This window comes from Acidocella sp. (assembly GCF_035535915.1).
Classification (GTDB): Bacteria; Pseudomonadota; Alphaproteobacteria; order Acetobacterales; family Acetobacteraceae; genus Acidocella.
In genome coordinates this window covers 1-12,443 of sequence record NZ_DATLPB010000108.1, presented here as the reverse complement: position 1 = coordinate 12,443, position 12,443 = coordinate 1, and the positions used below count along the sequence as shown (strand labels likewise).

The following is a 12,443-nucleotide window of genomic DNA, read 5'->3' as shown; positions in this document are numbered from 1 at the left end:
GGACTTTACAATTCGTAAAAAGCGGGCCGTGCCGCTCTTTGGGGCGGCATGGCACCCGTGGCGGGGCTGGCCCGGGTCCGACACACACCCATTGTTCCGCTTCTGGGCGTCCGCGTTATTTTCCCTGTTCCGTCAAGGGATAGATCGGGCCTGGGCGCGCGAGGTGGCGCGCCCGCGTGCGCAACCGGGTCCCGATGATCCGTACCAGCTCTTTCGTGGGCACCCGCGAGACGTCTCCGGCCTGCGGGAGGGGGGCGGCTGGCTGCGGCGCCGCCTTGTAGAGCGTATCGACTTCCGCCGCGAGGCGCTGCAAGGCGCGGTCGTCGAAGTCGTAATGCGCGGCAAGCAATGTGCGCGAATTCTCGTTGCCCAGCAGCTCGCGCAGCTTCAGTATGCCAAGGAGCCTGTACACTCGCTCCAATGACACGACCGGCCTGAAAAACAGCAAAGCCGCCTCGATATCCCGGGTGGAGTCCAACGGCAGGTCCGGCCGGCTCAGGCGGTCTCCAAATCCCTGTCTCAGCAAGTCGGCGGACATATTCTCGAAAAATCCGAGGCCGATGAAAAAATGCTCGTTCAATGTGCGGATGTGATTCGTCGGCGTGTCGCTGCTGGTGTTTTCCCCTGGCAGGATGCGGAACCGGACCATGGCGTTCGGCGAGACGAAAATATCCGAGACCTTGACCACGCGGATCCACATGTCGAAATCGGGCAGTTGCCGCATGCGGTTGTCATACAGTCCCACCGCTTCATAGATCTCCCGGCGGATCATCACCGAGGGATGGCACAGACAATTTCCGTGCCAGAAGAAATAACGCAGCCATTCGCCGCGCGTGCGGTTCGGCTGGTCGAAGACATGTCCGAAGCTCAGCGAGTCCTTGTCGATGGGCGCGCCATCGCCATCGATAAACTCCACGCGGCCAAATGCAGCGCCGATCTCTGGCCGGCGTTCGAGCAGGGCAATTTGTTCGGATAATTTGCCGCTCATCCAGGAATCGTCCGAGTTGAGCACGCAGATATAGCGGCCGCGCGCCTGGCCGACGAGTTCATTCAGAACGAGGGCGGCGCCGCGATTGGCCGGATGCGCTTGGAAGCGGATGCGGGGGTCGGAAAATTCCGCGACAGCCGCCGCTGTGCCATCCGACGAGCCGTCATCGGCGATCAGAAACTCATAATCGGTGAAATCCTGCGCCAGCACGCTGCGGATGGCTTCTGCGACAAAAGGGGCGTGATTGTATGTGCCCATCACAACGGAAACAAGCGGTTCAGACATTGGCGGCGGCCCTTCCAGTGTTTCAGGCTTGTCGACTCGGCAGCGGGCGCAGGTCTCGTCACGCGGGCGTCAGAATACGTGCCGGATTGCCCGCGACGGTGGCGCCCGCCGGCACGTCGTGCACGACAACCGCTCCCATGCCGATGACGGCGTGCTCGCCGATGATGCGTGGCTTCCCGGTTTTTCCGGGGCGGATGACGGCGCCGGCCCCGATATAGGCGTGGTCGTGGATCCGTACATTCCCATTGCATTTCACGCCGGGCGCAAACGTCACGAAATCGCCGATGTCGCAGTCATGTTCGACATAGGAATAGATATTGGCGTGGAAGTGCCGCCCAATGCGGGCGTTGCAGGTGATCATGGTGAAATCGCACAGAATCGCGCCCTCGGCGATGATGTTGCTATCCAGAGTAACCGCGCTTGGCGCGATGATGCTGAACGGCGTGGCGCCTGCGCGCTCGCAAACGGCCACCAGCCGGGCGCGCACGGCCGAATCCGCGATGGCGACGGCAAAGCGCCGCTCGCCGGGGTGGTTCAGGAATGTGTCCAGCGCGATAACGCGGGTTCCGTTTTTGGTTTCGCCTGAATCTTCGGCTTCCGACACGAATGTCAGTGCGCCGCTTCCATCCAGGATCTGTGGGCCGAGTTGGCGGCGGGCCGCGGGAAGCACGCACCGCCCGAAGCCGCCGGCGCCGATAATGCCGTAGAGCGTGACCGGCGCCGCCATGTCAGGCTGGCGCGACTTGCGGGCTTCATTCAGAAACAACGCGCTGCCCCCCCCTATTTTCCCGATGACTCCAGCGTCTGTCGAGTCGTTTTTTTATCGATACGATCAGGATAATGCGATCGGCCGGGCCGATCCAGCGCAAAAATGGGCTGCAGCCGTTAGCGTAAAAATCGTTCGCGTTTCGTTATAAAAATGTACTGCCGGAGGCGTTTCGGGCGTGCAGCGCGCCGGCTTGCGACTGTTTTAGGCAAGCGATTTTAGGCGGTTGGATGGAAACCGCAGAGTCCATCCAACCGCATGCGGGCCTAGCCGCGCCCCTCGAAAAACTCCTTCACCTTGGCGAAGAAGCCGTCATGCTCCGGGCTGCTGGCGGCGTGGCTCTTGGCTTCCGCCTCGAACTCCTCCAGCAATTCGCGCTGCCGCCTTGTCAGGCTTTGCGGCGTTTCCACGGCGACCTGGATATACATGTCGCCGCGCTGCGTGCTGCGCAGCACCGAGAAACCCTTGCCGCGCAGGCGGAACTGGTCGCCGGACTGCGTGCCGGGGGGAATTTTCACTTTCGCCGCCGTACCGTCGATCGCCGGCACCTCGACCTCGCCGCCCAACGCCGCCTGGGTCATGCGCAACGGCACGCGGCAGAAAATATTGGCGCCGTCGCGCTGGAAAATCTCGTGCGGCCGCACCGCGATATGCACATACAGGTCGCCGGCCGGCGCCCCGCGCGTGCCGGCTTCGCCCTCGCCCGAGAGGCGGATGCGCGTGCCGTCCTCGACGCCGGCGGGGATCTGCACGGACAGAGTTTTCTCGCGCGGCACGGTGCCGTTGCCGGAACATACCCGGCACGGGTTGCGCACGATGCGCCCGGCGCCGCCGCAGCTCGGGCAGGTGCGCTCGACCACGAAAAATCCTTGCTGCGCCCGCACCCTTCCCATGCCGCCGCAGGTGGAGCAGCTATCGGCCCCGGCCGATTTGTCCGCCGAGCCGGTACCGCCGCAGGCATCGCAGCTCATGCGGGTCGGCACGCGCACGCTCATTTTGGTGCCGCTGAAGGCCTCGACCAGGTCGATCTCCACCTGGGCGCGGATGTCCGCGCCGGCGCCGCTATGGCCGCCGCCGCGGCGGGCGCCGCCGCCGAACATCTGTTCGAAAATATCGCCGAGCCCGCCTTCGAACCCGAACCCGCCGGCGCCGGCCCCCATGCCGCCATTCTCGAAGGCGGCGTGGCCGAAGCGGTCATAGGCCGCGCGCTTCTGCTCGTCCTTCAGAACGTCATACGCCTCGTTAAGTTCCTTGAATTTCGCATCGGCCCTGGGGTCGCCCGGGTTGCGGTCCGGGTGATGCTGCATCGCCAGCTTGCGATAGGCCCGCTTCAATTCCTCGGCGCTGGCCCCGCGCTCGACGCCCAGAATGACGTAATAATCCTGTTTAGCCATGGCTGCGGTTTGTTCCTCTAACACCAGACGCAAACTGCAAAATCCCGGGGGGGTGCCCCGGGATCCGCATCAGTCCAGCCTTGCCTCGCCTGATCAGTTGGATTTCTTTTTGTCGTCGACTTCCTCGAAGTCAGCGTCGACGATCTTCTCGTCGCTCGGCCCGGCTTCCGGCTGCGCGCCCTGGGCGGCCTCGGCCTGCGTCTTGTACATCGCCTCGCCAAGCTTCATCGCCGACTGGGCGAGGCGTTCGGAGGCCGCCTTGATGGAATCAGCGTTGCCGCCTTCCAGCGCCGATTTCGCTGCCGCCACCGCCGCCTCGGCTTCCCCCTTGTCCTGGGCGGAGACTTTGTCGCCGGCTTCCTTCAGCGTCTTCTCGACCTGGTTGACCATCGCTTCGGTCTGGTTGCGGGCTTCCACCGCCTCGCGCCGGACCTTGTCGGCCGCCGCGTTGTCCTCGGCCTCGCGCACCATCCGCTCGATATCGCTGTCGGACAGGCCGCCCGACGCCTGGATGCGGATCTGCTGCTCCTTGGCCGTAGCCTTGTCCTTGGCCGAGACCGAGACGATGCCGTTGGCGTCGATGTCGAACGTGACCTCGATCTGCGGCACGCCGCGCGGCGCCGACGGGATGCCCGTCAGGTCGAAATTGCCGAGCAGCTTGTTGTCCGCCGCCATTTCGCGCTCGCCCTGGAACACCTTGATGGTGACCGCGGTCTGCCCGTCCTCGGCGGTGGAGAAGGTCTGGCTCTTCTTGGTCGGGATCGTCGTGTTGCGGTCGATCAGCCGGGTGAACACGCCGCCCAGGGTCTCGATGCCCAGAGACAGCGGGGTCACGTCCAGCAGCAGCACGTCCTTCACGTCGCCCTTCAGCACCGCGCCCTGAATCGCCGCGCCGATGGCCACGACCTCGTCCGGGTTCACGTTACGGGCCGGCTCCTTGCCGAAGAAATTCTTCACCGTCTCGATGACCTTGGGCATGCGGGTCATGCCGCCGACGAGGATCACCTCGTTGATCTCACCGGCGGTGACGCCGGCATCCTTCAGCGCCGCGCGGCAGGGCGCCAGCGTGCGCTCGATCAGGTCGTCGACCAGCGATTCCAGCTTCGCGCGGGTCAGTTTCAGCACCAGATGCTTCGGCCCGGACGCGTCGGCGGTGATGAAGGGCAGGTTGATCTCGGTCTCCTTGGAGGAGGAGAGCTCGATCTTCGCCTTTTCCGCGGCTTCCTTCAGGCGCTGCAAAGCCAGCTTGTCCTTGCGCAGATCGATGCCCTGGTCGCGCTTGAACTCGTCGGCCAGGTAATCGATCACGCGCTGGTCGAAATCCTCGCCGCCGAGGAACGTGTCGCCGTTGGTGGATTTCACCTCGAACACGCCGTCGCCCAGTTCCAGGATGGAAATGTCGAAGGTGCCGCCGCCGAGGTCATACACCGCGATGGTGCCGGCGTTCTTTTTGTCCATGCCGTAGGCCAGGGCGGCCGCGGTCGGCTCGTTGATGATGCGCAGCACGTCCAGGCCGGCGATCTTGCCGGCATCCTTGGTGGCTTGGCGCTGCGCGTCGTTGAAATAGGCCGGCACGGTGATCACCGCCTGGGTAACGGTTTCACCCAGATAGGCCTCGGCGGTCTCCTTCATCTTGGTGAGGATGTAGGAGCTGATCTGCGACGGCGAATATTTCTGGCCCTTGGCCTCAACCCAGGCATCGCCATTGTCGCCGCGCACGATGGAATAGGGCACCAGTCCCTTGTCCTTGGTCACGGTCGGGTCGTCGTAGCGGCGGCCGATCAGGCGCTTGACGGCGTACAGCGTGTTGGTCGGGTTGGTGACGGCCTGCCGCTTCGCGGACTGGCCGACCAGGCGTTCGCCGGAATCGCTGAAGGCGACCATCGACGGCGTCGTGCGCGCGCCCTCGGCGTTCTCCAGAACGCGGACATCCTTGCCTTCCATGACCGCGACGCAGGAATTGGTGGTACCTAGGTCGATACCAATGACTTTAGCCATGTATTTTAGCTCCTTTGCAGCGGGCCCCGCCCGGCCCGCAGCACCGGAGAGACCCCTTGGGGATAACAGTTTCGGATGTATTCAAACCGTCAACTCGGCACAAGAGGGATTTTGGGCCGTGATCCGGTTTTTGCGGTCCGATGGAGGCTAACCACCCATCGATACAAGCTTACGGCTTCGCCGGCGCGAAAGCAGCGATTGCCTGTGCAAGCCTGATATCCCGCTCCGTCACCCCGCCGGCATCGTGCGTGGACAGGCTGATCTCCACCCGGTTGTAGGAATTCGACCAGTCCGGATGGTGATCCATCCGCTCCGCCAGCAGCGCCACGCGAGTCATGAACGCGAAGGCCTCGTTGAAATTCTTGAATTTGTAGCTGTTGCGGATGGATTTACGGTCCGCCGCCAAAATCCATTCCGGCGGCAGATGGGCCAGCTCGGCATCGGACAGCAATTTGGACATTTCGGGCTCCCAAGAAAGCGGCCGCTTTTTTGAAAAAAAGCGGCGCAAAAAACTTTTGCGACGCTGGGCCGTGGGCTGTGTCAGCGACAACGCCCCTGGCCCAGATTCATAGAGTTTTTTTGCTACTTTTTGTTCACAAAAAGTAGCGCTTACTTCCCTCTGTTTTCTTTCTCTTTCTACCCCAGGCACCAGGCCAGGATCGCCTTCTGCGCGTGCAGCCGGTTCTCCGCCTCATCGAACACGATCGAGGCCGGGCCGTCGATCACTTCGGCCGCCACTTCCTCGCCGCGATGCGCCGGGAGGCAGTGCATGAACACGGCGTCCGGCGCGGCCAGCCGCATCAGCTCCGGCGTCACCTGATAGGGCCCCAGCGTGTCGAAGCGCGCCGCCGCTTCGTCCGGGGAATCCGCCATGCTGAGCCAGGTATCGGTCACCACGGCGCGCGCCCCGGCGACCGCCGCGCGCGGATCGGCCGTCACCGTCACATCCGCGCCCTGGGCCTTTGCCCAGGCGAGCACGTCGTGGCTCGGTCCATGGGCCTCGGGGCAGCCGAGCCGCAGCGAGAACCCGAACCTCGTGGCGGCCTCGATGAACGAGGTGGCGACATTGTTGCCGTCGCCCAGCCAGGCGATCGTCTGCCCGGTGATCGGCCCGCGATGCTCCTCGAAGGTGAGGATATCCGCCATGATCTGGCAGGGATGCGAGAGTTCGGTGAGGCCGTTGATGATCGGCACGCTGGCATGCTTGGCCAGCTCGTACAGCTTCGCCGACATTGTGGTGCGCAGCATGATCGCATCGACATAGCGCGACAGAACATTGGCCGTGTCGGAGATGGTCTCACCGCGCCCGAGCTGCATGTCGCGGGAGGAGAGCGTGACGACGTCCCCGCCCAGCTCGCGCATCGCCACCTCGAAGGAGACGCGTGTGCGCGTGGAAGGTTTTTCGAAGATCAGCGCCAGTGTCTTGCCCGCGAGCGGCTTTTTGCCGCCGCGCCTGGTGCGCTTGAATTGCGCGGCACTGTCCAGCAGCGCGCGCAGCTCCGCGCTGGAAAAGTCCCTGAGTTCAAGAAAATGCCTTGGGTCGTTATTGCGGAGTTCGAGGACGGCGCTCATTTTGCCATCTCCAGCGCCGCCGGCTGCACGTGCCGCGCCGCGCGCCCGAGCCGTGCCAACGCTTCGTCGCATTCGGCCTGGCGCACGATCAAAGGCGGTATCAGCCGCAGCACGTTGTCGCCGGCGGCGACCGTGAGCAGCCCTTCCGCCACCGCGGCGTTTTGCAGGTCGGTATTGGGCACCGCGCATTTCACCCCGGCGAGCAGCGCCTGGCCGCGCACTTCGGTGAACACGGACGGGTAGTCCTGGCAGAGTTTTTCCAGGCCGGCCTGGAGATACCCGCCGGTGGCGGCGATCTCATCGAGGAAGCCCGGGGCGAGCAGCACGTCCAGCACCGCATTGCCGGCGGCGCAGGCCAGCGGGCCGCCGCCGAAGGTCGTGCCGTGGCTGCCCGGCACCAGCGCCCGCGCCACCCGTTCCTTGGCCAGCACCGCGCCCATCGGGACGCCGCCGGCCAGGCCCTTGGCGAGCGACATCACGTCCGGCTCGATGCCCGCCCATTCATAGGCGAACAGCTTCCCGGTGCGGCCCATGCCGGTCTGCACCTCGTCGAGCCCGAGCAGGAGCCCGAACTCGTCGCAGGTCGCGCGCAGGTCACGCAGGAATTGCACCGACGCCGAGCGGATCCCGCCTTCGCCCTGGATCGGCTCGATCAGAATGCCCGCGGTCTGCGGCGTGATCGCCGCGCGCAAGGCGTTCAAATTGTTGAACGGTACATGATCGAAGCCGTCCACCGCCGGGCCGAACCCGGCCTGATATTTCGGGTTGCCGGTCGCGGAGAGCATGGCCAGGGTGCGGCCATGGAAGGCGCCGTCGAAGCAAATGATCCGTATCCGCTCCGGCTGGCCGGCATCGGACATGGTTTTGCGCATCGCCTTCACCAGGCCCTCATTGGCCTCGGCGCCGGAATTGCAGAAGAACACCGAGTCCGCGAAGCTGGCCTCGACCAGCCGCTGCGCCATCAGCTCGGCGCCGGGAATGCGATACAGGTTGGAAACATGGATCACCCGTTTCGCCTGTTCGGCGATGGCCCGGGTAAGGTGCGGGTGCCCATGCCCCAGCGAGCTGGTGGCAATGCCGGAGCCGAAATCGAGAAAGCGTCGCCCCGCCTTGTCGAACAGCCAAGCACCTTCGCCATGCTCGAAAGCAAGGTCGGCGCGGTTGTAGTTCGGCATTAGCGGAGAAATCATAGTTGTGCTTTCAAGGGCAGAAAGCACTGAAGATTGCGCAAATGAGCCCAAAAAGTCAAATTTTTCCCTCCGCGTGGCTGCCCGCTTTGGTCGCGCTTTGCGCCGTGCCGTCCTGCCTGGAGGCCGGCGCGATCGCCTGGGGCGCGGCGCATGGGCTCACCGGCAAGGCGCTGCGCGACGGGCTGGATTTCTGGGGCGGCGGATATCTCGCCCTGCACGGGCACCTCGCCGCTTTGTTCGACGTGCGGGCTTACCAGGCGTTCTTCGCCGGGCTGTACGGCACGCTGCCATACCATCTGTGGAGCTATCCGCCGACCTATCTGCTCGTCGCGCTGCCGTTCGGCTGGCTGCCGCCCTGGCCGGCGGTGTTCAGCTTCGATCTTCTGTCGCTGCTGCTGCTCGCCTGGCTGCTGCGGCTGGCGGGGAAACGCGGCTGGTTCATCGCCGCGGTCCTGGCCAGCCCGGCCAGCCTTGAGAGCATGATGGAGCATCAAAATGCGGCGCTGCTCACCGCGCTGATCGGCGGCGGGCTTCTGCTCCTGCCGCGCCGGCCGCGCCTGGGCGGGGTGCTGATCGGCCTCGCCAGCCTCAAGCCGCAACTGGGCTTGGCCCTGCCGCTGTTTCTGCTCCGCCGCGCACCGGTTGCGTTCGTTGCGGCGGCCGTCTCCGCTGTGCTGCTCGCCGCGCTCTCCTGGCTGGTTCTGGGGCCGGCTGCGTGGTCGGGCTTCTGGCATTTCACCCGCCCTTCAATGTCCGCCGTGCTGCTCACCGGCCAGCCGCCGGCCTTCGCCGGCGGCTTGATCAGCGTGTTTGCCAGTTTTCGGTTCCTCGGCGTGCCCGGAGCGCTGCTGGTTCAGGGCATCGTCAGCGCCGCCGCTATTTTGCTCTCATGGCGGACGCGCTCGCCCATTGCCGTGCTACTGCTGACCGCGCTTGCCAGCCCCTATCTGCATGCTTACGACCTGCTCGGCGTCACGCTGGCGGTCGCCCTGCTGGTCGAGCAGCGCCTGGCCACCGGCTTTGCCCCGTTCGAGGCGGTGCTCTGCTTCCTCGCCTGGTTCGCGCCAGGCCTGCTGCCCTGGGCGCCGCAATTCGCCCATGTCACGCCGTTCCTGCTGGCGGCGCTCTTGGCAAGCGCGATGCGTCGTGGTGGACTTGGTGTATGCGACTCCTCTCTGGCTCCGCCCGCCTCGCCGGCGTCATCGGCTGGCCGGTTGCCCATTCCCGTTCCCCCCGACTCCACGGCACCTGGCTGAACCGTTACGGGATCGACGGCGCCTATCTGCCGTTGCCCGTCGCCCCGGAGCATTTCGCCGACACCGTCCGCGCCTTGCGCCATGCCGGCTTCGCGGGCGCCAATGTCACCATCCCGCATAAGGAGGCCGCCTTCGCCGTGTGCGACCGGCTGGAGCCCAGCGCCACGCGCGCCGGCGCGGTCAACACGCTGATGTTCGACGAACACGGCATCACCGGGGCCAACACCGACGGCTATGGTTTCGTCGCCAATCTGCGTGCCCATGGCGTCGATCCCGCTTCCGGCCCGGCGCTGATTCTGGGCGCGGGCGGCGCCGCCCGCGCCATCGCCGCCGCCTTGCAGGATGCAGGCGCGGCAGTGACGATTTGCAACCGCTCGCCCGAACGCGCCGCCGCCCTGACCGCGCATCTGCCGCCGGCGCGCGTGCTGCCCTGGGACCAGCGCAATGCCGCCCTCGCGGACCATGCGCTGCTGGTGAACACCACTTCGCTCGGCATGACCTTGCATCCGCCCTTGGATATGAACCTCGATGCCGCGCCGGCCACGCTGGCGGTTGCCGACATCGTCTATGCCCCGCTCACCACGCCTTTGCTCGCCGCGGCGTCGGCACGGCATTTGCGGGCGGTCGAGGGGCTGGGCATGCTGCTGCACCAAGCCGTGCCCGGTTTTGCCGCCTGGTTCGGCGTTACCCCCGTTGTGGATGAGGAATTGTACCGGATCGTCGCCGCATGATGGTGATCGGCCTGACGGGCGGCATCGGCATGGGCAAAAGCACGGTGGCGAAAATCTTCGCGGCCCACGGCATTCCCTGTTTCAACGCCGATGACGAGGTGCATCTGCTGCAGGCGCCGGGCGGCCGCGCCATCCCGGCGCTCGACCGCGCCTTTCCCGGCACGGTGGAGGACGGCGTGCTGAACCGCGCCAAGCTGCGCGAATGGGTGCTGCGCGACGATGCGGCGATGCGCCGGCTGGAAGCCATCATGCACCCGCTGGTGCGCCAGAGCGAGGCGCATTTCCGCACCGCCGCCTTCCGCGCCGGCCGCGGCGCCGTGCTGCTGGATTTGCCGCTTCTGTTCGAGACGGGGTCGGAAAACCGCTTCAGCAAGATCATCACCGTGTCCGCACCGCCCGACGTGCAGTTGGAGCGGGTGCGCCGCCGCGGCCTGCCGGAGGCGCAGATCGAGGCGATCATCGCCCGGCAGATGCCGGACGCCGAAAAGCGCCGCCGCGCCGATTACGTGGTGCGGACCGGCCTCTCGAAATTCCACACCGTGCGCCAAGTGCGCCGCATCATCCGGGGGCTGCTGCCATCATGAGCCGTTCCGTGCTGTTCGACACCGAGACCACCGGCTTCGAGCCGCTCACCGGCGACCGGGTGATCGAGATCGCCGCCATCGAGCTCGTCAACGACCTGCCGACCGGCGCGCAATATCATGTGCTGCTCGACCCTGAGCGCGACATCCCCGCCGACAGCACGCGCGTGCACGGCATCACCAACGCCGATGTCGCGGGCAAGCCGCTCTTCGCCGACATCGCTGACGAGATGCTGGCTTTTTTCGACGACGCGCCGCTGGTCGCGCATAACGCGCCGTTCGACTTTGCCTTCATCGACCATGAGCTGTCACGCCTCAACCGCGCGCCTTTGGGGCGGGCGCGCATGATCGACACCCTGGTGCTGGCGAAAACCCGCTTTCCGGGCATGCCGAACAGCCTGGACGCGCTGTGCCGCCGCTTCGACATCGATCTCTCCGCCCGCACGACGCATAACGCCCTGCTTGACTGCAAATTGCTGGCCGAAGTGTATGTGGAGCTCACCGGCGGCCGCCAGCGCGGCCTGGTGCTGGAAACCGAACAAGGCCTGAGCTTTGCCCATTACGAACGCGCGGCCAATCGCATCCCGCGCCCGATGGTGGTGGACGAGGCGACGCTCGCCACACATGAGGCGTTCATCTCCCGGCTGAAGGATCCGGTCTGGAGGCAGGAGTAAGGTAAGGGAGCGCTTCTTTTTTGAAAAAAAGAAGCAAAAAACTTTTTTTAACCTGGGCCGTGGGCGGTGTCGGCGACAACGCCCATATAATTTTTGCGCCGCTTTTTTTAAAAAGCGGCTGCTTACTTCAGTCGAACCCCACGGTCCGGTTCGCGGCCGCGAATGCCGCGAAACCTGTCTCGCCGCCGACGGTCTGGCCATCGAGGGACCTCACCGGACGCAGGCTCAAGGCATTGCCCAGGCAGAGCGCTTCGGCTTCGAACAGCCATGGTATGGGCAGCGCCGCCTCGCGCACCAGCCCGGCTTCGAGCAGCATGGCGCGGCGGATGCCCGGCAGCGCGCCGTCTTCAAGTCGCGGTGTCAGCCATTCGCCCCGGCGGCGGAGGAAAATCGTGGCGGCGCTCGATTCCGCCACGAGGCCGGCCTGGTTGAGCAGCAGCGCATCCGCCGCACCCCGTTCCTCCGCCTCGATCCGGGCGAGAATGAAGGGCAGATAGTTCAGCGATTTGATCCGGGAGAGGGGGGAGCTTTCATCCCGCGCGATGCCCCGGGCGATGACGATTTCAGCGGGGCCGGCGGGCGGGGCCAGGGGGGCGGCGGTGACCAGCACGGTGGGGTGTGGCGCGCGGGGGGGCAGCACGCCACGCGGTCCGGGGCCGCGTGTCACCGTCAGCCGTAAGCTCCCCTCGATCAGTCCCTGCGCGGCAATGACCGCTTCCAGAGCGCGGTGCAATTCATCCGCATCCGGCAGCTTAAGGCGCAGCAGCTCTGCACCCTCCTGGAGCCGGGCGAAATGTCGCGCCGCGTGCCGGGGGGCGCCGTCCGCCACGCGCAGCGTTTCAAACAGCCCGTCACCCAGCAGCAGGCCGCGATCGGCCGGGTCGATCCGCGCTGCCTCGGCTGAGACCAGCGCGCCGTTCAGCCAGATTTTGGGGCATGGTTGCATGAGACCGATCATGCGGTTGGGAGGGAACAGCAGGCAAGGGAAGCAAGCACTACTTTTTGTGA

At 65.5% G+C, this 12,443-nt stretch carries 12 protein-coding genes; 4 read left to right on the top strand and 8 right to left on the bottom strand.

Translation table 11 applies throughout. The features are described 5' to 3' along the window. Window positions 1-115: 115 nt before the first annotated feature. From VNC39_RS14060 to VNC39_RS14030, 7 genes are all read right to left on the bottom strand, one after another. Window positions 116-1,273, bottom strand: a complete 1,158-nt coding sequence (locus VNC39_RS14060; RefSeq protein ID WP_325400277.1) for a glycosyltransferase — start codon at window positions 1,271-1,273, stop codon at window positions 116-118. A 58-nt stretch (window positions 1,274-1,331) separates the two neighbouring features. After that, the gene (locus VNC39_RS14055) at window positions 1,332-2,039 is read right to left on the bottom strand and encodes an acetyltransferase (RefSeq protein ID WP_325400276.1); all 708 of its coding nucleotides are present in this window, start codon (window positions 2,037-2,039) and stop codon (window positions 1,332-1,334) included. A gap of 266 nt (window positions 2,040-2,305) precedes the next feature. Then, window positions 2,306-3,433: a molecular chaperone DnaJ gene (gene dnaJ, locus VNC39_RS14050; RefSeq protein ID WP_325400275.1), complete on the bottom strand. Its 1,128-nt coding sequence runs from the start codon at window positions 3,431-3,433 to the stop codon at window positions 2,306-2,308. Window positions 3,434-3,526: 93 nt separating this feature from the next. Continuing rightward, window positions 3,527-5,431, bottom strand: a complete 1,905-nt coding sequence (gene dnaK, locus VNC39_RS14045) for a molecular chaperone DnaK (RefSeq protein WP_325400274.1) — start codon at window positions 5,429-5,431, stop codon at window positions 3,527-3,529. 169 nt (window positions 5,432-5,600) lie between these two features. Next, complete coding sequence (locus VNC39_RS14040; protein ID WP_325400273.1) at window positions 5,601-5,891, bottom strand: 4a-hydroxytetrahydrobiopterin dehydratase; 291 nt, start codon at window positions 5,889-5,891, stop codon at window positions 5,601-5,603. A gap of 176 nt (window positions 5,892-6,067) precedes the next feature. Further along, window positions 6,068-7,003: an ornithine carbamoyltransferase gene (gene argF / locus VNC39_RS14035; RefSeq protein WP_325400271.1), complete on the bottom strand. Its 936-nt coding sequence runs from the start codon at window positions 7,001-7,003 to the stop codon at window positions 6,068-6,070. Next, entirely contained in the window at window positions 7,000-8,193 is a 1,194-nt protein-coding gene (locus VNC39_RS14030) for an aspartate aminotransferase family protein (protein ID WP_325400269.1), read from the bottom strand. Before VNC39_RS14030 ends, argF begins: the two co-directional genes overlap by 4 nt. A 41-nt stretch (window positions 8,194-8,234) precedes the next feature. Between VNC39_RS14030 and VNC39_RS14025 the strand changes: the two genes are divergently transcribed. From VNC39_RS14025 to dnaQ, 4 genes are read left to right on the top strand one after another with little or no spacing between them, the layout of a single operon-like run. Next, complete coding sequence (locus tag VNC39_RS14025) at window positions 8,235-9,449, top strand: glycosyltransferase 87 family protein (protein WP_325400267.1); 1,215 nt, start codon at window positions 8,235-8,237, stop codon at window positions 9,447-9,449. Beyond that, a complete protein-coding gene (locus tag VNC39_RS14020; RefSeq protein ID WP_325400265.1) occupies window positions 9,356-10,180 on the top strand; it encodes a shikimate dehydrogenase in 825 nt (274 codons plus the stop codon). The genes VNC39_RS14025 and VNC39_RS14020 overlap by 94 nt, the downstream gene beginning before the upstream one ends. Continuing rightward, the gene (coaE, locus tag VNC39_RS14015; RefSeq protein WP_325400263.1) at window positions 10,177-10,764 is read left to right on the top strand and encodes a dephospho-CoA kinase; all 588 of its coding nucleotides are present in this window, start codon (window positions 10,177-10,179) and stop codon (window positions 10,762-10,764) included. Before VNC39_RS14020 ends, coaE begins: the two co-directional genes overlap by 4 nt. Next, on the top strand, window positions 10,761-11,435 hold the full coding sequence (dnaQ, locus tag VNC39_RS14010; RefSeq protein ID WP_325400261.1) for a DNA polymerase III subunit epsilon: 675 nt from the start codon (window positions 10,761-10,763) through the stop codon (window positions 11,433-11,435). The genes coaE and dnaQ overlap by 4 nt, the downstream gene beginning before the upstream one ends. A 127-nt stretch (window positions 11,436-11,562) precedes the next feature. Here the strand turns inward: dnaQ and VNC39_RS14005 are convergent, their stop codons facing one another. After that, complete coding sequence (locus tag VNC39_RS14005) at window positions 11,563-12,381, bottom strand: aminotransferase class IV (RefSeq protein WP_325400259.1); 819 nt, start codon at window positions 12,379-12,381, stop codon at window positions 11,563-11,565. Window positions 12,382-12,443: the final 62 nt, after the last annotated feature.

What these genes read in the sequence shown, in the direction of transcription:
- VNC39_RS14060 (WP_325400277.1), bottom strand. Translation starts at nt 1,273, where the DNA reads ATGTCTGAACCGCTTGTTTCCGTTGTGATGGGCACATACAATCACGCC.
- dnaJ (WP_325400275.1), bottom strand. Translation starts at nt 3,433, where the DNA reads ATGGCTAAACAGGATTATTACGTCATTCTGGGCGTCGAGCGCGGGGCC.
- dnaK (WP_325400274.1), bottom strand. Translation starts at nt 5,431, where the DNA reads ATGGCTAAAGTCATTGGTATCGACCTAGGTACCACCAATTCCTGCGTC.
- VNC39_RS14040 (WP_325400273.1), bottom strand. Translation starts at nt 5,891, where the DNA reads ATGTCCAAATTGCTGTCCGATGCCGAGCTGGCCCATCTGCCGCCGGAA.
- argF (WP_325400271.1), bottom strand. Translation starts at nt 7,003, where the DNA reads ATGAGCGCCGTCCTCGAACTCCGCAATAACGACCCAAGGCATTTTCTT.
- VNC39_RS14030 (WP_325400269.1), bottom strand. Translation starts at nt 8,193, where the DNA reads ATGATTTCTCCGCTAATGCCGAACTACAACCGCGCCGACCTTGCTTTC.
- VNC39_RS14025 (WP_325400267.1), top strand. Translation starts at nt 8,235, where the DNA reads ATGAGCCCAAAAAGTCAAATTTTTCCCTCCGCGTGGCTGCCCGCTTTG.
- VNC39_RS14020 (WP_325400265.1), top strand. Translation starts at nt 9,356, where the DNA reads ATGCGACTCCTCTCTGGCTCCGCCCGCCTCGCCGGCGTCATCGGCTGG.
- coaE (WP_325400263.1), top strand. Translation starts at nt 10,177, where the DNA reads ATGATGGTGATCGGCCTGACGGGCGGCATCGGCATGGGCAAAAGCACG.
- dnaQ (WP_325400261.1), top strand. Translation starts at nt 10,761, where the DNA reads ATGAGCCGTTCCGTGCTGTTCGACACCGAGACCACCGGCTTCGAGCCG.
- VNC39_RS14005 (WP_325400259.1), bottom strand. Translation starts at nt 12,381, where the DNA reads ATGCAACCATGCCCCAAAATCTGGCTGAACGGCGCGCTGGTCTCAGCC.